This is a genomic window from Buttiauxella massiliensis (assembly GCF_902500225.1).
Taxonomy (GTDB): Bacteria; Pseudomonadota; Gammaproteobacteria; order Enterobacterales; family Enterobacteriaceae; genus Buttiauxella; species Buttiauxella massiliensis.
Map to the genome: position 1 here is coordinate 52,578 of NZ_LR722656.1, position 22,029 is coordinate 74,606.

At 50.4% G+C, this 22,029-nt stretch carries 18 protein-coding genes; 14 read left to right on the forward strand and 4 right to left on the reverse strand.

What is annotated here, in order from left to right; translation table 11 throughout:
- Positions 1-62: 62 nt before the first annotated feature.
- From leuD to leuA, 4 genes are read right to left on the reverse strand one after another with little or no spacing between them, the layout of a single operon-like run.
- The gene (gene leuD, locus GC128_RS14625) at positions 63-668 is read right to left on the reverse strand and encodes a 3-isopropylmalate dehydratase small subunit (protein ID WP_151994938.1); all 606 of its coding nucleotides are present in this window, start codon (positions 666-668) and stop codon (positions 63-65) included.
- Between the two features lie 11 nt (positions 669-679).
- Positions 680-2,080 (reverse strand): 3-isopropylmalate dehydratase large subunit, encoded by a 1,401-nt coding sequence (gene leuC / locus GC128_RS14630; RefSeq protein ID WP_151994939.1) that lies wholly within the window; start codon positions 2,078-2,080, stop codon positions 680-682.
- Positions 2,081-2,082: 2 nt separating this feature from the next.
- Positions 2,083-3,174: a 3-isopropylmalate dehydrogenase gene (leuB, locus tag GC128_RS14635; protein ID WP_151994940.1), complete on the reverse strand. Its 1,092-nt coding sequence runs from the start codon at positions 3,172-3,174 to the stop codon at positions 2,083-2,085.
- A 1-nt stretch (position 3,175) separates the two neighbouring features.
- On the reverse strand, positions 3,176-4,747 hold the full coding sequence (gene leuA, locus GC128_RS14640) for a 2-isopropylmalate synthase (RefSeq protein WP_151994941.1): 1,572 nt from the start codon (positions 4,745-4,747) through the stop codon (positions 3,176-3,178).
- A gap of 835 nt (positions 4,748-5,582) precedes the next feature.
- Between leuA and leuO the strand changes: the two genes are divergently transcribed.
- The 14 genes from leuO (at position 5,583) to murG (ending at position 21,980) form a co-directional block, all read left to right on the forward strand.
- A complete protein-coding gene (gene leuO, locus GC128_RS14650; RefSeq protein WP_151994942.1) occupies positions 5,583-6,527 on the forward strand; it encodes a transcriptional regulator LeuO in 945 nt (314 codons plus the stop codon).
- A 411-nt stretch (positions 6,528-6,938) separates the two neighbouring features.
- Entirely contained in the window at positions 6,939-8,663 is a 1,725-nt protein-coding gene (ilvI, locus tag GC128_RS14655; protein WP_151994943.1) for an acetolactate synthase 3 large subunit, read from the forward strand.
- 2 nt (positions 8,664-8,665) lie between these two features.
- Positions 8,666-9,157 carry an acetolactate synthase small subunit gene (gene ilvN / locus GC128_RS14660; RefSeq protein ID WP_034460956.1) on the forward strand — a complete coding sequence of 164 codons (492 nt, stop codon included), beginning with the start codon at positions 8,666-8,668 and terminating at the stop codon, positions 9,155-9,157.
- A gap of 175 nt (positions 9,158-9,332) precedes the next feature.
- A complete protein-coding gene (cra, locus tag GC128_RS14665) occupies positions 9,333-10,337 on the forward strand; it encodes a catabolite repressor/activator (RefSeq protein ID WP_064516171.1) in 1,005 nt (334 codons plus the stop codon).
- Positions 10,338-10,900: 563 nt separating this feature from the next.
- Positions 10,901-11,359, forward strand: coding sequence for a division/cell wall cluster transcriptional repressor MraZ (gene mraZ, locus GC128_RS14670; protein ID WP_151994944.1), 459 nt, complete (start codon positions 10,901-10,903; stop codon positions 11,357-11,359).
- Positions 11,360-11,362: 3 nt separating this feature from the next.
- The gene (gene rsmH / locus GC128_RS14675) at positions 11,363-12,304 is read left to right on the forward strand and encodes a 16S rRNA (cytosine(1402)-N(4))-methyltransferase RsmH (RefSeq protein WP_064516175.1); all 942 of its coding nucleotides are present in this window, start codon (positions 11,363-11,365) and stop codon (positions 12,302-12,304) included.
- On the forward strand, positions 12,301-12,666 hold the full coding sequence (gene ftsL, locus GC128_RS14680) for a cell division protein FtsL (protein WP_134187112.1): 366 nt from the start codon (positions 12,301-12,303) through the stop codon (positions 12,664-12,666). Before rsmH ends, ftsL begins: the two co-directional genes overlap by 4 nt.
- Positions 12,667-12,681: 15 nt before the next feature.
- On the forward strand, positions 12,682-14,448 hold the full coding sequence (locus GC128_RS14685) for a peptidoglycan glycosyltransferase FtsI (RefSeq protein WP_064516179.1): 1,767 nt from the start codon (positions 12,682-12,684) through the stop codon (positions 14,446-14,448).
- Positions 14,435-15,922, forward strand: a complete 1,488-nt coding sequence (gene murE, locus GC128_RS14690; RefSeq protein ID WP_151994945.1) for a UDP-N-acetylmuramoyl-L-alanyl-D-glutamate--2,6-diaminopimelate ligase — start codon at positions 14,435-14,437, stop codon at positions 15,920-15,922. Before GC128_RS14685 ends, murE begins: the two co-directional genes overlap by 14 nt.
- The gene (murF, locus tag GC128_RS14695) at positions 15,919-17,277 is read left to right on the forward strand and encodes a UDP-N-acetylmuramoyl-tripeptide--D-alanyl-D-alanine ligase (protein WP_151994946.1); all 1,359 of its coding nucleotides are present in this window, start codon (positions 15,919-15,921) and stop codon (positions 17,275-17,277) included. Before murE ends, murF begins: the two co-directional genes overlap by 4 nt.
- Positions 17,271-18,353, forward strand: coding sequence for a phospho-N-acetylmuramoyl-pentapeptide-transferase (mraY, locus tag GC128_RS14700; protein ID WP_151994947.1), 1,083 nt, complete (start codon positions 17,271-17,273; stop codon positions 18,351-18,353). Before murF ends, mraY begins: the two co-directional genes overlap by 7 nt.
- Positions 18,354-18,355: 2 nt before the next feature.
- Entirely contained in the window at positions 18,356-19,672 is a 1,317-nt protein-coding gene (murD, locus tag GC128_RS14705; protein ID WP_151994948.1) for a UDP-N-acetylmuramoyl-L-alanine--D-glutamate ligase, read from the forward strand.
- Entirely contained in the window at positions 19,672-20,916 is a 1,245-nt protein-coding gene (gene ftsW, locus GC128_RS14710) for a cell division protein FtsW (protein ID WP_064516187.1), read from the forward strand. The genes murD and ftsW overlap by 1 nt, the downstream gene beginning before the upstream one ends.
- Positions 20,913-21,980, forward strand: a complete 1,068-nt coding sequence (gene murG / locus GC128_RS14715; protein ID WP_151994949.1) for an undecaprenyldiphospho-muramoylpentapeptide beta-N-acetylglucosaminyltransferase — start codon at positions 20,913-20,915, stop codon at positions 21,978-21,980. Before ftsW ends, murG begins: the two co-directional genes overlap by 4 nt.
- Positions 21,981-22,029: the final 49 nt, after the last annotated feature.

Sequence of the window (22,029 nt, forward strand, 5' to 3'; positions counted from 1 at the left end):
GCCTCGAACACTTGCCGCCTCGATGCAGCTCGAATTATTTTGGGTATAAGAATTGGAGTCTGTTAACGCATAAACACCGGTTGTTTCTGCTCGTAAGCGGAAATTGAACCTTCGTGTTGCAGCGTCAGGCCAATACTATCCAGCCCTTCTAACATGCAGTGGCGGCGGAAAGTATCGATTTTAAATGAATAGCTTTTCTCACCCGCAATCACCGTCTGCGCTTCCAGGTCGACAACGAATTTAATACCTGGATTGGCCGCGACCAGTTTGAACAACTCATCGACTTCTGCTTCGCTCAACGTCACCGGCAGTAACTGGTTGTTGAATGAGTTGCCGTAGAAAATATCCGCAAAACTTGGCGCTATAACCACTTTGAAACCGTAATCAGTCAACGCCCACGGCGCGTGTTCACGGGAAGAACCGCAGCCGAAGTTTTCGCGCGCCAGCAAAATAGAAGCGCCCTTAAACTCCGGGAAGTTCAGCACGAACTCTGGGTTTGGCTTTTGCCCTGCATCATCCAGAAAACGCCAGTCGTTAAACAAGTGAGCACCAAAACCAGTGCGGGTCACCTTCTGCAAAAATTGCTTAGGAATGATTGCGTCGGTATCAACGTTTGCGGCATCCAGCGGAACGACCAGGCCGGTATGTTGGATAAATTTCTCTGCCATGGTGTTTTCCTTTATTTCAACGTGCGGATGTCAGCAAAGTGACCGGATACAGCGGCTGCGGCGGCCATTGCCGGGCTAACCAAATGAGTGCGGCCACCGCGGCCCTGACGGCCTTCAAAGTTACGGTTGCTGGTGGAAGCACAACGCTCGCCCGGTTCCAGGCGGTCGTTGTTCATCGCCAGGCACATCGAGCAGCCTGGCAAGCGCCATTCAAAACCAGCTTCGATGAAAATCTTATCCAGACCTTCCGCTTCCGCCTGTGCTTTTACCGGGCCAGAACCTGGAACCACTAACGCCTGCACGCCTAGAGCAACTTTACGGCCTTTGGCGATTTCGGCTGCGGCACGCAAATCTTCGATACGCGAGTTGGTGCATGAACCGATGAACACTTTGTCGATGGTGACTTCGGTCAATGGAATACCTGGTTTCAGGCCCATGTACGCCAGCGCTTTCTCGGCTGAAGCGCGTTCTACCGGGTCAGCGAACGATTCTGGATTCGGGATGTTTTCGGTTACTGAAATCACCTGGCCTGGGTTGGTGCCCCAGGTCACCTGCGGGGCGATCTCTGCGGCGTCCAGGGTGACGATGGTGTCGAATTTCGCGCCTTCGTCGGTGCTGAAGGTTTTCCAGTACGCCACTGCGTCGTCCCAGTCGGTTGCTTTCGGTGCGTGCAGACGGCCTTTCACGTAGTTAAAGGTGATTTCGTCTGGTGCCACGATGCCCGCTTTGGCACCCATTTCGATAGCCATGTTACACAGCGTCATGCGGCCTTCCATCGACAGCGCCTGAATTGCGCTACCGCAGAATTCCACCACGTGCCCGGTGCCGCCAGCGCTACCGGTTTTGCCGATAATCGCCAGCACGATGTCTTTCGCTGTGATGCCTGGTGCGGCGGTGCCGGTCACTTCAATCTTCATGGTTTTGGCGCGGCCCTGTTTCAGGGTTTGCGTCGCCAGCACATGTTCAACTTCGGAAGTGCCGATACCAAACGCCAGCGCGCCGAATGCGCCGTGGGTCGCGGTGTGGGAGTCGCCACACACGATGGTCATGCCCGGCAACGTAATGCCTTGCTCTGGCCCCATCACGTGAACGATGCCCTGGAACGGGTGATTCAGGTCGTACAGCTCAACGCCGAATTCTTTGCAGTTTTTCATCAGTTCTTGCATCTGAATGCGGGCCATTTCGCCGGAAGCATTGATGTCTTTCGTCTGCGTAGAAACGTTGTGGTCCATGGTGGCAAAAGTTTTGCCGGGCTGGCGCACCGGGCGCTTATGCGCTCGCAGGCCATCAAACGCTTGTGGTGAGGTCACTTCGTGCACCAGATGACGGTCGATGTACAACAGTGGTGTTTCATCGACTGCTTCGTAGACGACGTGGGCATCGTACAACTTTTGATATAACGTCTTCGCCATGATTATTTCCCCTCTGCCACGAAGCGAGCAATGGTATCGCCCATTTCGTCGGTGCTGATTGCATTGCCATCACGAGCCAAATCGCCAGTACGGAAACCTTCTTCCAGAGCAAGGTTGATAGCGTTTTCGATGGCCAAAGCGGCCTCTTCAGCATCCAGGCTGTAGCGCAGTAACAGAGCCAGAGACAGGATCTGCGCAATTGGGTTAGCAATATTTTTACCTGCGATATCAGGCGCGGAACCGCCCGCAGGTTCGTACAGGCCGAAACCTTGCTCGTTCAGGCTTGCCGATGGCAGCATGCCCATGGAGCCGGTGATCATCGCGCATTCGTCAGACAGAATGTCGCCAAACAGGTTGGAGCACAGCAGCACGTCAAACTGCGACGGGTCTTTAATCAGCTGCATGGTGGCGTTGTCGATGTACATGTGTGCCAACTCAACGTCCGGGTATTCTTTCGCGATTTCGCCGACGATTTCGCGCCACATCACCGACGATTGCAGCACGTTCGCTTTATCAATTGAGGTGATGATGCTGCGACGTTTACGGGCCGACTCGAAAGCGATGCGTGCAATACGCTCGATCTCAAAGCGGTAATACACTTCGGTATCAAATGCTTTTTCGTGCATGCCGGAGCCTTCACGGCCTTTCGGCTGGCCGAAGTAGATCCCGCCAGTCAGTTCACGCACACACAGAATGTCAAAGCCGTTCGCGGCGATGTCAGCACGCAGTGGGCAAAACTCTTCCAGACCCTGGTACAGGCGAGCAGGGCGCAGGTTACTGAACAACTTAAAGTGCTTACGCAGCGGCAATAATGCGCCACGCTCTGGCTGCTCGGCCGGAGGCAGGTGTTCCCACTTAGGGCCGCCCACGGAGCCGAAAAGAATTGCGTCTGCTTGCTCGCAGCCTTCAACGGTAACGGGTGGCAGCGGGTTGCCGTGGCGGTCGATAGCAATGCCACCTACGTCATATTGACTGGTGGTAATGCGCATATCGAAGCGCTTACGAACTGCATCCAGCACTTTCAGCGCCTGAGCCATAACTTCTGGGCCAATGCCGTCACCCGGCAATACTGCTATATGATGAGTTTTTGACATGTCACACGGTTTCCTGATTATTTTCTTTATTATGAGCTTTGCGTTGCAATTCTTTTTCGACGATGCCCGCACGCCAGATGTTGTTCAGCACGTTAATCATCGCTTTCGCCGAAGATTCAACAATGTCGGTCGCCAGACCTACGCCGTGGAAACGACGGCCTTTATGTGTCACAACGATGTCCACCTGGCCCAATGCATCTTTGCCCTGGCCTTTCGCAGACAGCTGGTATTTCACCAGTTCAACGTCGTAATTTGTGATGCGATTAATCGCCTGGTAGACTGCATCAACCGGACCGTTGCCGGTGGCGGCTTCTGAATGTGTTTCTTCGCCACACTGCAATTGAACAGAAGCGGTGGAGATCACGCTTGAACCCGACTGCACGTTGAAATATTCCATGCGGAAATGTTCTGGTTCTTCCTGCTGCTTGCCGATGAAGGCCAATGCTTCCAAATCGTAGTCAAAGACCTGGCCTTTTTTGTCGGCCAGTTTCAGGAAGGCGTCGTACAAAGAATCCAGATTGTAATCAGCTTCTTTATAACCCATCTCTTCCATGCGGTGTTTCACGGCGGCGCGACCAGAGCGGGAAGTCAGGTTCAACTGCACCTGATTCAGACCGATGGTTTCTGGCGTCATGATTTCGTAGTTTTCGCGGTTTTTCAGCACGCCATCCTGGTGAATACCGGAGGAGTGGGCGAAGGCGTTTGAACCGACAACGGCTTTGTTCGACGGGATTGGCATGTTGCACAGCTGGCTGACAATCTGGCTGGTGCGATAGATTTCGTGGTGATTGATATTGGTATGCACACCCAACATTTGGCCGCGCACTTTAATCGCCATGATCACTTCTTCCAGTGCAGTGTTACCGGCACGTTCGCCTATACCGTTCAGTGTGCCTTCAACCTGACGGGCACCCGCCTGAATCGCGGCGATAGAGTTGCCTGTTGCCATGCCCAAATCGTCGTGGCAGTGGACAGAGATAATCGCTTTATCAATGTTAGGGACGCGGTTATACAAAGTCTGAATAATACCGCCGAACTGGACTGGAGTGGTGTAGCCCACAGTGTCTGGAATGTTGATAGTTGTAGCGCCTGCGCCAATGGCTGCTTCTACTATACGGCACAGGTTATCGATTGGTGTGCGGCCAGCATCTTCACATGAGAACTCTACGTCGTCGGTGTAGTTACGGGCGCGTTTAACAGAATTGACTGCACGAGATAAAACATCATCGAAGGTACTGCGTAATTTGGTTTCGATGTGCATGGTGGACGTGGCCAGGAACACATGAATTCGGAAGGCTTCGGCAATTTTCAACGCTTCTGCAGCAACATCAATATCTTTATCAACACAGCGAGCGAGGCCACACACACGGCTATTTTTGATATTGCGAGCGATGGTTTGCACGGATTCGAAGTCGCCTGGAGATGAAACCGGGAAGCCGACTTCCATCACGTCAACACCCATACGTTCCAGCGCCATCGCGATTTGCAGCTTCTCTTTTACACTCAGACTTGCCTGTAATGCCTGCTCACCATCACGCAAAGTAGTATCGAAAATAATGACTTGTTGGCTCATGTTGTGGTCCTTTCTCGTCTTAGGGGCCCTTGCTACGAGCATAAAAAAACCCGCGCAGTGGCGCGGGTTTTTTCTGTCTGATGGCTTGAATCAACGCTCGATTTCGCCCACCAGCCTACCGCGCAAAGAAGTTGCGTTTAGTAGTAGACCTAGTAGGCGAATGGTGCGAATCATGTTTTCAAGCCCCAAGTGAATTCGTTATGCATTTATTGGTACTTGATCTGCCCTGCTGTGTCAACAATCGATTCTCTCAGGCACAGTTTTGGCGATAGTAAGGTGGGCATGACGGTCAGTTATTTGTGCTGGTATATCAATTTTTCATAATATTTATAAAAGGTATGAAAAAGGACTGTTTACCGTTTTATGTAAAAATGAAATCGTCAGAAACAATTAAAAATAATATGTTTATTACCATCGTCATTCATCATAATTATGATTTGCGAGGGTTAATCAAGGCAAGAATCCTATTTTAGGAATTTATCTCCTTTCCTTATCACTCGATTCTCAGTAGAACTATTGTTTCCGACCAACGATGTCATCCATGGTTGATATATAATTCATTAGGTGAATCATTGTGCGATAAGTCATTTTGTGATTTCATTAGCATGTTCAGGAAATCAACTGACACAAAAAGTTATATACATCTTTATAGTTATACCAGACTTGTCAGTAGCTGAAGCCGTGTTGGCGTGTCAGGAAACGTGAATTAAAAATTTTATTTTTAAATAATGTTTTCAATTGTATTGATCAGCATGTTCTGCTTAGCAAGTGATAATAGGGATAGCCCGCAGAGTTAATCTGTGAAAAAGGACGAACCATCTTAGTGGAGTTTGCCATGTCTGATAATTATGTAGAACAACCAACAGTTCATGATGGGTTTAAACCTCAACTACGTTCTGTTGATTTAAATTTATTAACTGTATTTGATGCTGTTATGCAAGTGCAGAATATTACCCGTGCTGCTCAAACCCTGGGGATGTCTCAGCCCGCAGTGAGTAATGCGGTAGCCCGGTTGAAAATAATGTTCAATGATGAGCTATTCGTACGTTATGGCCGAGGCATACAGCCTACGGCTCGCGCCTTCCAACTGTTTGGCTCCATTCGCCAGGCATTGCAACTGGTACAAAATGAGTTACCAGGAGCAGGTTTCGACCCGAGCAGCAGTGAAAGGGTGTTTAACATTTGTGTTAGCAGCCCTTTAGATAATTTTTTAACCTCTGTTATCTTTAATAATGTGAAACGCTTTGCGCCAGGTATTCAGTTACTCTTTAAATCGTCTTTAAATAAAGATATTGAACACCAATTACGTTATCAGGAAACAGAGTTTGTTATTAGCTATTCTGAATTTCGTCGACCTGAGTTCACATGTATTCCACTATTTGAAGATGAAATGGTTCTGGTGGCGAGTAAGAAAAATCCACGCTTAGTTAAACCATTAACTGAAGAAGACGTTTATAACGAAAAACATGCGGTTGTTTCTCTGGATCGCTTTGCATCATTCAGTGCACCATGGTATCAAACAGCAGATAAACTGGCCTGTATTGCTTATCAAGGGATGGCAATGATCAGCGTTTTAAATATTGTGTCGCAGACTCAACTGGTTGCGATAGCACCACGCTGGTTAGCTGAGGAGTTTTCTGACTCGCTGAATTTACAAACATTCACACTGCCGCTTAAAGAAAATACAGCTACTTGTTATTTATCGTGGCATGAAGCAGCAGGGCGCGATAAAGGGCATCAATGGATGGAAAAATTACTGACTACAGTGTGCAGTAAGTAGATTTAGAATCCTTGTCTGAGTAATCCGGATGGTTAAAACTATCCGGTTATCCTTCTTTTATTAGCCTTTGTAGTTTTTTCTTCTTTAGTTGTTTTTGTGCTTTCTCTCCAGAACAAATGATAAATCGTGCGCTAATTAGATTTATCCTGCAAAGCCACCATCCATGGTATTTTCATTCATAATTTCTGCTTATGGTCAGAGCTTAACTCTGCCACTCGAGGGTTTTGTAGTGTTCGCAAGAAAATCCTTGTTTGAGGCTTGAAGATTGGCAATTGATTGCCAGATTTTCAACGGTTATGTTAGGTAACTATCAATAATAAAAAGACATATGCAGGGCGCAACAACCTGCCTCAACGACTTAGCCGAAATGATTTCGGTGGTCGGTCAAACACGTAAGCCTGGAGGCAAACCATGGAGATGTTGTCAGGAGCCGAGATGGTCGTCCGATCGCTTATCGATCAGGGCGTTAAACATGTATTCGGTTACCCGGGAGGCGCAGTACTCGATATCTATGATGCGCTTCATACTATTGGCGGCATTGATCACGTGCTGGTACGCCATGAACAAGCGGCAGTGCATATGGCTGATGGCCTGGCGCGTGCAACCGGTGAAGTGGGGGTCGTGCTGGTGACATCCGGTCCAGGTGCTACAAACGCAATCACCGGCATTGCTACGGCTTACATGGACTCCATTCCAATGGTGGTACTTTCTGGTCAGGTTGCAACATCGCTGATTGGCTATGATGCATTCCAGGAATGCGACATGGTGGGGATTTCGCGCCCGGTCGTGAAACACAGCTTTTTAGTTAAACAAGCAGAAGACATTCCTGGCATCATCAAGAAAGCCTTCTGGCTTGCAGCAAGTGGCCGCCCAGGGCCGGTTGTGGTCGATTTGCCAAAAGACATCATGAGTCCGGCAAATAAGTTCCCTTACAGTTACCCCGAAAAAGTCAGTATGCGTTCTTATAATCCGACCACTCAGGGTCACAAAGGGCAGATTAAGCGCGCATTGCAAACCTTGCTGGCGGCGAAAAAGCCGGTCATGTATGTCGGTGGCGGTGCGATCACTTCTGCCTGTCATGATGAGTTGCTTGAGCTAGCCCAGAAGCTCAATATTCCGGTCGTCTCCTCGTTAATGGGTCTTGGTGTGTTTCCAGGGACTCATCGGCAGGCATTAGGCATGCTGGGGATGCACGGAACTTATGAAGCTAACATGGTGATGCACAACTCTGACGTGATTTTCGGGGTTGGTGTGCGCTTTGATGACCGCACCACCAACAATCTCGCGAAGTACTGCCCGAATGCGACAGTGCTGCATATTGATATTGACCCAACTTCTATTTCTAAAACTGTCGGTGCGGATATTCCTATTGTTGGCGATGCGCGTCAGGTTTTACAGCAAATGTTGGAGCTGATGGCGCAGGAAGATACATCGCAGTCCTGCGATGATATCCGTGACTGGTGGCAACAGATTGAGCAATGGCGTGCGCGCCAGTGTCTGGAGTTTGACAGAACAAGCGATAAGATTAAGCCGCAAGCGGTTATTGAAACTATCTATCGTCTGACCAAAGGTGAAGCTTACGTCACCTCTGATGTCGGTCAGCACCAAATGTTTGCTGCACTTTATTACACCTTTGATAAACCTCGCCGTTGGATTAACTCTGGCGGTCTCGGCACTATGGGCTTTGGTCTGCCAGCCGCACTGGGTGTGAAGCTGGCATTGCCAGACGAGACCGTAGTTTGCGTTACGGGCGATGGCAGTATTCAAATGAATATCCAGGAACTCTCTACCGCGCTGCAATATGGTTTGCCGGTATTGGTGCTTAACCTCAACAACCGTTATCTCGGTATGGTGAAACAGTGGCAGGACATGATTTATTCTGGCCGCCATTCTCAATCCTATATGGAGTCATTACCTGATTTTGTGCGCGTTGCGGAAGCTTATGGGCATGTAGGGATCAACATTAACGAGCCGCATGAGCTGGAAAGCAAGTTGATCGAAGCGCTGGAGGCCGTGCGTAACCAGCGTCTGGTATTTGTCGACGTCGCAGTTGATGGCACTGAGCATGTGTACCCGATGCAGATCCGTGGCGGTGGTATGGATGAGATGTGGTTAAGCAAAACGGAGAGAACCTGATTATGCGCCGGATATTATCTGTATTACTTGAAAATGAGTCCGGGGCGCTGTCCCGTGTAATAGGCTTATTTGCTCAGCGCGGTTACAACATTGAAAGCCTGACCGTGGCTCCAACTGACGATCCCACACTATCTCGCATGACTATCCAAACGGTTGGTGATGCGAAAGTGCTGGAGCAGATTGAAAAGCAGCTGCATAAACTGGTAGATGTCCTGCGTGTCAGCGAACTGGTGCAAGGGGCGCATGTCGAGCGTGAAATCATGCTGGTAAAAGTGCAGGCGAGTGGTTACGGGCGTGAAGAAGTGAAACGCAACGCGGAAATCTTTCGTGGGCAAATCATTGATGTCACACCAACGCTCTACACGGTTCAACTGGCAGGGACTAGCGACAAACTGGATGCATTCCTGAATACCATTCGTGAGGTGGCTAAGATCGTGGAAGTCGCACGCTCAGGTATTGTAGGCGTATCGCGTGGCGATAAGATTATGCGCTAGCCTGTAAAGGCGGCTAAATAATAAACCCGGTAAAACACGTACCGGGTTTTTTTTTGCAAATAGCGCAGCAACTGCCAGCAAAAGCGGTTGCCCGAGGTATTATTCTGCGCTTAGATGATAAAAATGAAACCATGACCAGGGTATGGTTATGGAAATCCTAAATTAAGGGGCTACTGTGAAATTGGATGAAATCGCGCGCCTGGCTGGAGTTTCGCGCACTACGGCGAGCTACGTCATCAACGGTAAGGCAAAACAGTATCGCGTTAGCGATAAGACCGTTGAGAAAGTCATGGCAGTTGTACGCGAACATAACTACCACCCGAATGCTGTGGCTGCAGGATTGCGTGCCGGGCGCACGCGTTCTATCGGATTAGTTATTCCAGACCTTGAGAACACAAGCTATACCCGTATCGCCAACTATCTGGAGCGCCAGGCTCGTCAACGTGGATATCAGTTGCTCATCGCGTGCTCGGAAGACCAGCCTGATAATGAAATGCGTTGTATTGAGCACCTGCTACAACGTCAGGTTGATGCGATCATTGTTTCAACGTCACTGCCGCCTGAACATCCATTCTATCAACGCTGGGCGAACGATCCTTTTCCAATCATCGCGCTCGATCGTGCATTAGATCGCGAAAATTTCATTAGCGTAGTCGGTGCAGACCAGGAAGATGCGGAAATGCTGGCCAGTGAGCTGCGTACTTTCCCTGCTGAAACGGTTCTTTATCTTGGCGCATTGCCGGAGCTGTCAGTTAGCTACTTGCGCGAACAAGGTTTCCGCACCGCGTGGAAAGATGATCCACGTGAAGTACACTTCTTATATGCCAACAGTTATGAGCGTGAAGCCGCAGCGCAGCTTTTTGACAAGTGGTTGGAAACTCACCCAATGCCGCAGGCTCTATACACGACGTCTTTTGCATTATTACAAGGTGTTATGGATGTAACATTGCGCCGTGAAGGGCATTTGCCGTCAGAGTTAGCAATTGCGACTTTCGGTGACAATGAGTTGCTTGATTTCCTGCAATGTCCAGTATTGGCTGTTGCGCAGCGCCACCGTGATGTGGCTGAACGAGTACTGGAATTAGTATTGGCAAGCCTCGATGAGCCACGTAAACCTAAGCCTGGATTAACCCGTATTCGTCGTAATCTATATCGTCGTGGCAGTTTAAGCCGCCACTAACAAGAGATGGCAGTTACGGCTGCCATTCTTAATTAAGAATAATCTCGTTTTATTTCTATTAGTTATTCACGTAATTATTTTTGATTGATAATAGATACTTCTCTTAATTCCAGAATCGATATAATTCCCTCTTCTGAATTATTTTGTTACATAGCAGTGTGTAAAAGTGCCCGATAATTAAACAATAGTTCTCAGTGACCATTCAAACTAACCCGCAGCCCGCGTTTCGCCTGCATCTGGCGCTGTTATCCTGCAGAGAAATACCTTAAAATGCCGACCGCGTCGCAAACTGAACACTTCATATTTTACCTTGCAGGTTTTCAGTCGATTTAACGATATTTATGCTTATTGATCTTTTTTCTTTCAAATATTCATAACGTTAATTTTGCATCGTGGATGTAGCGCCTTTTCTCGCCAGTCATTTATCAATCGCTTAGGAGATGAAAATTATTTCCATTAGCGTTGAGCTTGCTTGACAAGGTTTTCCTCCGCTCCGTAAACTCCTTTGGGTGGGATTTTGTGGGTCAAAGTGGTGGAAAGGGGAATTTAAGGGTGAGGCTGGCATGTTCCGTGGGGCAACATTAGTCAATCTCGACAGCAAAGGGCGGCTTGCCGTACCTATCCGTTACCGGGATGCGCTTGTCGAAACCTCTGAAGGTCAGATGGTTTGTACCATCGACATCCATCACCCATGCCTGCTGCTTTATACCCTTCCCGAGTGGGAAATTATTGAACAAAAGCTAGCTCGTCTGTCGAGCATGAACCCTGTTGAACGCCGCGTGCAGCGATTATTACTGGGGCATGCCAGTGAATGTCAGATGGATAGCGCCGGGCGATTATTGCTAGCACCTGTTTTACGCCAATACGCTGGGCTAACCAAAGAAGTGATGCTGGTTGGGCAGTTCAATAAGTTTGAACTGTGGGATGAAACGACCTGGCATCAACAGGTCAAGGAAGACATCGACGCTGAGCAGGCTACGACAACCACCTTGTCGGACCGTCTGCAGGACTTGTCACTATAAATAATGATGGAAAATTTTAAACATACTTCAGTCCTGCTTGATGAGGCCGTGAATGGTCTCAACATTCGTCAGGATGGCATCTACATTGATGGCACGTTTGGCCGCGGTGGTCACTCTCGCCTGATTCTTTCCCAACTGGGACCAGAAGGGCGCCTGCTGGCAATCGACCGAGACCCTCAAGCGATTGAGGCTGCCAGGGCAATTGATGATCCGCGCTTCTCTATCATTCATGGGCCTTTCTCTGAATTAGCTGAATACGCACGCGAACGCGACTTGCTGGGCAAAATCGACGGCATCCTGTTGGATCTTGGCGTCTCTTCCCCGCAACTTGATGATGCAGAACGCGGCTTCTCGTTTATGCGTGATGGCCCGTTGGATATGCGTATGGACCCGACTCGTGGCCAGTCAGCTGCGGAATGGTTGCTCAGTGCTGAAGAAGCAGATATCGCCTGGGTGATTAAAACCTTCGGTGAAGAAAAGTTTGGCAAACGTATTGCGCGCGCCATTATCGAGCGCAACCGTGAACAGCCAATGACACGCACTAAAGAACTTGCGACGGTTGTAGCTGCAGCAATGCCGGTTAAAGACAAATTCAAACACCCGGCCACGCGTACTTTCCAGGCTATTCGTATCTGGATCAACAGCGAACTTGATGAGATCGAAAAGGCACTGAAAGGCTCGATTGAAACGCTCGCAACGGGTGGCCGCCTGTCAATTATCAGTTTCCACTCTCTGGAAGACCGAATTGTTAAGCGCTTTATGCGTGAAAACACCCGTGGTCCACAGGTTCCTGCTGGTATCCCAATGACTGAAGCCCAGTTGAATAAGCTTGGTGGCAGATATTTAAAATCAATTGGCAAAATGATGCCCGGCGATGAAGAAGTGGCGGAAAACCCGCGTGCGCGTAGTTCGGTTCTGCGTATCGCTGAAAGGACGAACGCATGATCAGCAGAGTGGCAGAAGCCCTGAATAAAGTTACTGGCCAGTTGAGCAGTGGCGAGCGGCATGCTCTACCAACAGTGATTGGTGGTGATTTGTTGCGTCATGGGAAACTACCGCTGATTTTGTTCACCGCCATTATCGTTACCGCCATTTTTGTTGTGACTACCGCTCACCACACCCGACTGCTCACCGCTCAGCGTGAGCAAATGGTTGTGGAACGTGATGCGCTGGATATCGAATGGCGAAATCTGATTTTGGAAGAAAATGCACTGGGCGATCATAGCCGGGTGGAGCGGGTCGCAACGGAAAAGCTGCAATTGCAGCATGTTGACCCATCGCAGGAAAACATTGTAGTTCAGCAATAAGGAATCGCGTGGCAGATGAGAGCAGCGGCAAAAACGCTTAAACCGAAACGCCAGGAAGAACAGGCCAACTTTGTAAGTTGGCGTTTTGCGTTGCTTTGCGGTTGCATTTTGCTGGCGCTGGTTTTCTTGCTGGGGCGCGTTGCCTGGCTGCAAATCATTGCGCCAGATATGCTGGTTCGCCAGGGAGACATGCGCTCTTTGCGTGTGCAGGAAGTCTCTACTTCTCGTGGCATGATTAGCGATCGCGCTGGTCGCCCATTGGCAGTAAGCGTGCCAGTGAATGCGATTTGGGCCGATCCGAAAGAGCTGCATGATGCAGGTGGTATTACGCTGGATAACCGCTGGAAAGCGCTGGCGGATGCTTTGAAAATCCCTCTTGATCAACTGGCTTCCCGTGTTAACAGCAACCCGAAAGGCCGATTTATTTATCTCGCTCGTCAGGTAAACCCTGATATTGGCGATTACATCAAAAAACTGAAACTTCCCGGTATTCATTTACGCCAGGAATCTCGCCGTTACTACCCTTCAGGCGAAGTAACCGCTCACCTTATTGGCTTCACTAACGTGGATAGCCAGGGTATCGAGGGCGTTGAAAAAAGCTTCGACAAATGGCTGACCGGCCAACCGGGCGAGCGCGTCGTGCGCAAAGACCGTTTCGGGCGCGTCATTGAAGATATTTCTTCAACCGATAGTCAGGCCGCTCATAACCTCGCGTTGAGTATTGATGAGCGCTTACAGGCGTTGGTTTATCGCGAGCTAAACAATGCTGTGGCCTTCAACAAAGCAGAATCGGGCAGTGCGGTGCTGGTTGATGTGAGCACTGGCGAAGTGTTAGCGATGGCAAACAGCCCATCCTATAACCCAAATAATTTAAGTGGAACCCCGAAAGACGTGATGCGTAACCGTACCATTACGGACGTTTTCGAGCCGGGTTCTACAGTGAAACCGATGGTGGTCATGACTGCGCTGCAACGTGGCGTGGTTCGTGAAAATACCGTTCTGAATACCGTGCCGTACCGCATTAATGGTCATGAGATCAAAGATGTGGCGCGCTACAGCGAATTGACCCTTACCGGGGTGCTACAGAAGTCGAGTAACGTCGGGGTTTCTAAACTGGCGTTAGCGATGCCCTCCTCAGCGTTGGTAGATACTTACTCACGTTTTGGATTGGGAAAAGCGACCAACTTGGGGCTGGTCGGAGAACGCAGTGGCTTATATCCGCAAAAACAACGGTGGTCTGACATAGAGAGGGCCACCTTCTCTTTCGGCTACGGGCTAATGGTAACCCCGTTACAGTTAGCGCGAGTCTACGCAACGATTGGCAGCTACGGCGTGTATCGCCCACTGTCAATTACGAAGGTTGATCCCCCTGTTCCAGGTGAACGTATCTTCCCTGAACAGTTGGTTCGTACCGTCGTTCATATGATGGAAAGTGTGGCATTGCCTGGTGGTGGTGGCGTTAAAGCGGCCATCAAAGGCTACCGCATTGCAATTAAGACCGGTACGGCGAAAAAAGTCGGGCCGGACGGAAAATACGTCAACAAATACATTGCTTACACCGCGGGCGTAGCGCCAGCAAGTAACCCTCGATTTGCGCTGGTTGTGGTGATTAACGACCCACAAGCAGGGAAGTATTACGGTGGTGCCGTCTCTGCACCAGTGTTCGGTGCCATTATGGGCGGCGTTCTGCGCACCATGAATATCGAACCGGATGCTCTGGCGACAGGTGAAAAAAGTGAATTTGTAATTAATCAAAATGAGGGATCAGGTGGCAGATCGTAATTTGCGCGACCTTCTTGCTCCGTGGGTGCCACAAGCGCCGGAGAGAGCTCTGCGAGAAATGACACTCGATAGCCGCGTGGCGGCATCGGGCGACCTTTTTGTAGCTATAGTCGGTCATCAGGCGGACGGGCGTCGATATATCCCGCAGGCAATAGCGCAAGGTGTAGCCGCTATCGTTGCTGAAGCTGAAGGCGAAGCAGTAGATGGTGAAATCCGTGAAATGCACGGTGTGCCGGTTATTTATCTGAGCCAGTTGCATCAACGACTTTCTGCTTTGGCAGGGCGTTTTTACAACGAACCCTCAAGTGCATTACGCCTGGTTGGCGTGACGGGCACAAATGGCAAAACGACTACCGCTCAGTTGCTAGCACAGTGGAGCCAGTTCTTAGGCGAAACCAGTGCCGTTATGGGTACTGTGGGCAACGGTTTACTCGGCAATGTGAAACCGACCGAAAACACCACTGGTTCTGCTGTTGACGTGCAGCACGTACTGGCGACCCTGGCTGATGAAGGGGCGAGCTTTGCAGCGATGGAAGTTTCCTCACACGGGCTGGTTCAGCATCGTGTTTCCGCATTGAAATTCGCTGCCAGCGTGTTCACCAATCTCAGCCGAGATCACCTGGATTACCATGGTGATATGGCAGGCTATGAAGCTGCGAAATGGTTGCTGTTCTCCGAACATGATTACGGCAATGCAATCATTAATGCTGATGATGAAATCGGACGCAATTGGTTAGCGCGCTTGCCTGACGCTGTTGCCGTTACGATGGAAAACAATTTGCAGCCCGGCTGTCGTGGACGGTGGTTGAAAGCAACCAACGTGCATTATCACGATGGCGGAGCAACTATCCAGTTCAGCTCTTCATGGGGCGATGGCGAAATTGAAAGCCGCCTGATGGGCGCGTTTAACGTTAGCAACTTGCTGCTGGCGCTGGCCACTCTGTTAGTGCTGGATTACCCACTCGAAGAACTGCTGAAAACGGCTCCAAGCCTGCAACCTGTTTGCGGTCGCATGGAAGTTTTCGCAGCTCCTGGTAAGCCGACGGTTGTAGTGGATTACGCCCATACGCCAGATGCGCTGGAAAAAGCCCTGCAAGCCGCGCGTTTACATTGTAGCGGCAAGCTGTGGTGCGTGTTCGGTTGCGGCGGCGATCGCGATAAAGGCAAGCGTCCTATTATGGGTGGCATCGCTGAGCAATACGCCGATGTGGTTATGGTCACTGATGACAACCCTCGCACTGAGGAGCCAAAGGCGATTGTTGCCGATATTCTTGTCGGTATGCTGGATGCGGGACGTGTGCATGTGGTTTCTGGTCGTGCTGAAGCCGTCACTAATGCAGTTATGCAAGCGCAAGAAAATGATGTGGTTCTGGTGGCCGGGAAAGGTCATGAGGATTATCAAATTGTGGGTGTACGCCGTCTGGACTACTCCGATCGTGTCACTGTCGCCCGTCTGTTGGGGGTTGTGGCATGATCCGCGTTTCCTTGAGCCAACTTGCCACTGTCCTTAAGGGAGAGTTGCATGGTGCTGACACCGATATCATTGATGTCACTACCGACACGCGCAAATTAACGCCGGGCTGTCTGTTCGTCGCACTGAAAGGTGAGCGTTTTGATGCTCATGACTTTGCGCAAGATGCCGTGAATGGTGGGGCAGGAGCGTTATTGGTTAGCCGCAAGTTAGCTATCAATGTTCCACAGCTAGTAGTTGCCGATACGCATCAGGCATTTGGCGAGCTCGCAGCATGGGTGCGCCAGCAAGTTCCAACCCGTATTGTCGCGCTGACCGGTTCTTCCGGCAAAACCTCTGTAAAAGAGATGACCGCCGCTATTTTGCGTGAGTGTGGTAACACCTTATATACAGCTGGCAATTTGAATAACGATATTGGCGTGCCGATGACGTTGTTACGCCTGACGCCAGAACATGAATATGCGGTTATTGAACTCGGTGCGAATCACCAGGGTGAAATCGCCTGGACTGTGAATCTCACACGCCCGGAAGCTGCATTGGTCAATAACCTGGCAGCTGCACACCTGGAAGGGTTTGGGTCGCTTGCCGGTGTTGCGAAAGCAAAAGGTGAAATCTTCACTGGTTTGCCTGAGAACGGCATCGCTATTCTCAACGCAGATAACAATGATTGGCTGAACTGGCAAGAAGTGATTGGTGAGCGCAAAGTATGGCGTTTTTCACCTAATGCCACAGGTAGTGATTTTACTGCAACCAATGTGCACATCACCGCGCATGGCACCGATTTCACCATCAAAACACCAGCGGGTGACGTTGATGTTACGCTGCCACTTCCTGGTCGCCATAACATTGCTAATGCGCTGGCTGCGGCCTCACTTGCGATGTCGGTGGGGGCTTCTCTGGAAGCAGTTAAAACCGGTCTGGCGGGTCTTAAAGCCGTTCCTGGGCGTCTGTTCCCGATTCAACTTTCTGAAAACCAACTGCTCCTCGACGACAGTTACAACGCCAATGTGGGGTCGATGACCGCTGCAGCACAGGTGCTGTCTGAAATGCCGGGTTACCGCGTGATGGTGGTCGGTGATATGGGTGAGTTGGGTGCAGAGTCTGTTGAGTGCCATCGTCAGGTGGGTGAAGCAGCAAAAGCGTCAGGCATCGATTGCGTACTAAGCGTGGGCACACTGAGCGAAACAATCAGTACTGCCTCTGAAGTTGGCGAACATTTTACCGATAAGCCTTCTTTAATTGTGCGCCTGAGGGCGCTACTCGCTGAGCATTCAATGATTACCATTTTAGTTAAGGGTTCACGTAGTGCCGCCATGGAACAGGTAGTACACGCATTACAGGAGAATGGAACATGTTAGTTTGGCTGGCCGAACACTTGGTCAAATATTATTCCGGCTTTAACGTCTTTTCCTATCTGACGTTTCGCGCCATTGTCAGCCTGCTGACTGCTCTGTTCATCTCGTTATGGATGGGGCCGCGTATGATTGCTCGTTTGCAGCAACTCTCCTTCGGCCAGGTTGTGCGTAACGACGGCCCGGAATCTCACTTCAGCAAACGCGGTACACCAACGATGGGCGGGATTATGATCCTCACTTCTATCGTTATCTCCGTGTTGATGTGGGCATATCCATCAAATCCTTATGTCTGGTGTGTGTTGTTCGTGCTGATTGGTTACGGGGTGATTGGCTTTATCGATGACTACCGCAAAGTGGTGCGTAAAGATACTAAGGGTCTGATTGCACGCTGGAAATACTTCTGGATGTCGATTATCGCGCTGGCTGTAGCTTTCACGATGTACAGCGTAGGTAAAGGAACGCCAGCCACCGAGCTGGTTGTGCCGTTCTTTAAAGACGTAATGCCGCAGCTTGGTCTTTTCTATGTGCTACTGGCGTACTTCGTTATCGTCGGTACTGGCAACGCAGTAAACCTGACCGATGGCCTGGACGGGCTGGCGATTATGCCAACCGTGCTGGTGGCTTCAGGTTTTGCGCTGGTTGCCTGGGCGACCGGTAACATTAAGTTTGCAGAATATCTGCATATTCCTTATCTGCGTCATGCCGGGGAACTGGTCATCGTCTGTACGGCGATTGTTGGTGCTGGGCTTGGTTTCTTGTGGTTCAACACCTATCCAGCGCAAGTCTTTATGGGCGATGTTGGCTCACTGGCTCTGGGCGGTGCGCTCGGTACTATCGCCGTGCTGCTGCGTCAGGAATTCCTGTTAGTGATTATGGGCGGCGTGTTTGTGGTTGAAACGCTGTCAGTCATCTTGCAAGTCGGCTCCTTCAAATTGCGAGGACAACGTATTTTCCGCATGGCGCCTATTCATCACCATTACGAATTGAAAGGCTGGCCTGAGCCGCGAGTTATTGTGCGCTTCTGGATTATTTCGCTGATGCTGGTCCTGATTGGCCTGGCTACCCTGAAGGTGCGTTAACTATGACTGATTACCAGGGTAAAAATGTCGTCATTATCGGATTGGGCCTCACGGGCCTGTCTTGCGTGGACTTTTTCCTTGCGCGTGGTGTTACGCCACGTGTGATGGACACCCGCATTTCACCGCCGGGTCTGGATAAACTGCCTGAATCGGTGGAGCGACATACTGGCTCACTCAACGAAGACTGGTTGTTAGCGGCTGACTTGATTGTTGCCAGTCCTGGTATCGCGATTGCCCATCCTGCTTTGAGTCGTGCGGCTGATGCGGGCGTAGAAATTGTGGGTGATATCGAACTCTTTTGCCGTGAAGCACAAGCGCCGATTGTGGCGATTACTGGCTCGAATGGTAAAAGCACCGTCACCACTTTAGTCGGTGAAATGGCTAAAGCAGCTGGTGTGAATGTGGGTGTAGGTGGAAATATCGGCCTGCCCGCGTTAATGCTGCTGGAGCCAAATCGTGAGCTTTACGTGCTTGAGTTATCCAGCTTTCAGTTAGAAACCACCTTTAGCCTGAAAGCTGCTGCAGCGACGATTCTTAACGTCACTGAAGACCATATGGACAGGTATCCGTTTGGTCTGCAGCAGTATCGTGCAGCCAAATTACGTGTTTATGAAAACGCCGCTGTCTGTGTAGTCAACGCCGATGATGCGCTGACGATGCCTGTGCGTGGTGCAGATGAACGCTGCATCAGCTTTGGCGTCGACGTAGGTGACTATCACCTTAATCACCAGCAAGGCGATACCTGGCTGCGGGTGAAAGGCGAGAAAATACTGAACACTAAAGAAATGAAAGTGGTTGGTCGTCATAACTACACCAACGCACTTGCTGCACTTGCGCTGGCTGATGCAGTAAAACTTCCGCGATCCAGTAGCCTAAAAGCACTTACAACATTTACCGGTCTTGCTCATCGCTTCCAGCTTGCCTGGGAACGTAACGGCGTGCGCTGGATTAACGATTCTAAAGCAACCAATGTTGGCAGCACTGAAGCGGCGCTAAATGGCTTGAAAGTTGAAGGTACGCTGCATCTGTTGTTAGGGGGTGACGGCAAATCTGCTGATTTCTCTTCACTTGCTCAATACCTGCAAGGCTCTGCAATTCGTCTTTACTGTTTTGGCCGCGATGGTGCTGAACTTGCTGCATTGCGTCCGGATGTTGCTGAGCAAACTGAAACGATGGAACAGGCGATGAAATTAATCGCTTCTCGTGTCAAGACCGGTGATATGGTTCTGCTTTCCCCTGCTTGTGCAAGCCTTGATCAGTTCAAAAACTTTGAGCAACGTGGTGACCAATTCACCTTACTTGCGAAGGAGCTTGGCTGATGCGCTTATCTCTCCCTCGCCTGCGTATGCCTCGCGTGCCTGGATTTGCCATTCTGGCCTGGTTGGGTTCGGCGCTTAAAGGCTGGGTGATGGGCACCAAGGAAGCAGATTCCAATAACATCGTGATGTATGACCGCACGTTGTTATGGCTGACTTTCGGGTTAGCAGCTGTCGGTTTCATTATGGTGACATCTGCATCTATGCCAGTAGGGCAGCGCCTGGCCAATGATCCCTTCCTGTTTGCGAAACGCGACGGGTTGTACATCATTCTGGCGTTTGCTCTGGCAATGGTGACATTGCGCCTGCCGATGGATTTCTGGCAGCGTCACAGTACCGCAATGCTGTTGCTCTCTATCGCTATGCTGTTGATTGTACTGGTTGTCGGTAGCTCGGTTAACGGTGCATCACGCTGGATTGCTTTCGGCCCGTTGCGTATTCAGCCAGCTGAGTTCACTAAGCTGTCGTTGTTCTGTTATCTCGCCAACTATCTGGTTCGTAAGGTTGATGAAGTGCGTAATAACCTGCGCGGCTTCCTCAAACCGATGGGCGTGATTCTGGTATTAGCCGTGCTGCTGCTGGCGCAGCCTGACCTTGGTACGGTGGTTGTGCTGTTTGTTACTACGCTTGCGATGCTGTTCCTGGCGGGAGCCAAACTCTGGCAGTTCCTGGCGATTATCGGTATGGGTATCTCAGCCGTTATTCTGCTGATCCTTGCTGAACCGTATCGTATCCGCCGCGTAACGTCATTCTGGAATCCATGGGATGACCCATTTGGTAGTGGTTACCAGCTAACACAGTCTCTGATGGCATTTGGCCGCGGCGAATTGTGGGGGCAGGGCTTAGGTAACTCGGTTCAAAAACTTGAATATTTACCAGAAGCACATACCGACTTCATCTTCTCGATTATCGGAGAAGAGCTGGGATATATCGGTGTGGTACTAGCTTTATTGATGGTATTCTTCGTGGCTTTTCGTGCGATGTCCATTGGCAAACGTGCATTAGAAATGGACCAGCGTTTTGCGGGCTTCTTAGGTTGCTCAATTGGAGTCTGGTTTAGTTTCCAGGCACTGGTAAACGTGGGTGCAGCAGCGGGTATGCTGCCAACGAAAGGCCTGACATTACCACTGATCAGTTACGGTGGTTCGAGTCTATTAATTATGTCTACAGCAATCATGATGTTGCTGCGTATCGATCATGAAACACGTCTGGCCAAAGCGCAGGCGTTTACGAAGGGTGTGCGATGAGTAATCAAACCCGGCGGTTAATGGTGATGGCAGGCGGGACTGGCGGGCATGTGTTCCCGGGTCTTGCAGTGGCTCATCATTTAATGGCTCAGGGCTGGCAAGTACGCTGGCTCGGAACCGCCGATCGTATGGAAGCTGACTTAGTTCCTAAGCATGGGATTGAGATCGATTTTATTCGTATTTCAGGCTTACGTGGCAAAGGCCTGAAAGCAATGTTGCTGGCGCCGGTTCGTATTTTCAATGCCTGGCGTCAAGCGCGGGCCATCATGAAAGCCTATCGTCCGGACGTGGTTCTGGGGATGGGTGGTTATGTGTCAGGTCCTGGTGGTCTGGCGGCATGGTCACTGGGTATTCCGGTGGTGTTGCATGAGCAAAACGGTATTGCCGGGTTAACCAACAAATGGCTGTCAAAGATCGCTAAAAAAGTGATGCAGGCGTTTCCGGGGGCATTCCCAAATGCTGACGTAGTGGGCAACCCGGTACGTACCGATGTGCTGGCTTTACCATTGCCACGAGAACGTTTTGCCGGGCGAGAAGGCCCTGTGCGGGTATTAGTTGTTGGTGGTTCTCAGGGCGCGCGCGTGCTGAACCAGACCATCCCGCAAGTTGCCGGTCGCCTGGGCGATGCTGTCACCATTTGGCACCAGAGTGGCAAAGGTGGCGAAGAGTTTGTAAAGCAAGGTTATGCAGACGCAGGACAGTCGCAGCATAAAGTAACCGAATTTATTGATGATATGGCCGCCGCGTATGCGTGGGCCGATGTCGTGGTCTGTCGCTCCGGTGCATTAACCGTTAGTGAAGTCGCGGCCGCAGGGTTACCTGCACTGTTTGTTCCCTTCCAGCACAAAGACCGGCAGCAATACTGGAATGCGCTGCCGTTGGAAAAAGCTGGAGCGGCAAAAATACTGGAGCAACCGCAGTTTACCGTGGATGCCGTTACCCAAACTCTCGCCGGGTGGGACAGAGCAACGTTATTGGCAATGGCCGAGCGTGCGCGTGCTGTATCCATTCCTGATGCCACAGAGCGGGTAGCAAAAGAAGTGAGCGCCGCAGCACTGGCGTAATCATTGTGGGTGGCTGTGTTGCCCATGAATATTTGAAGTAATGGCGTTT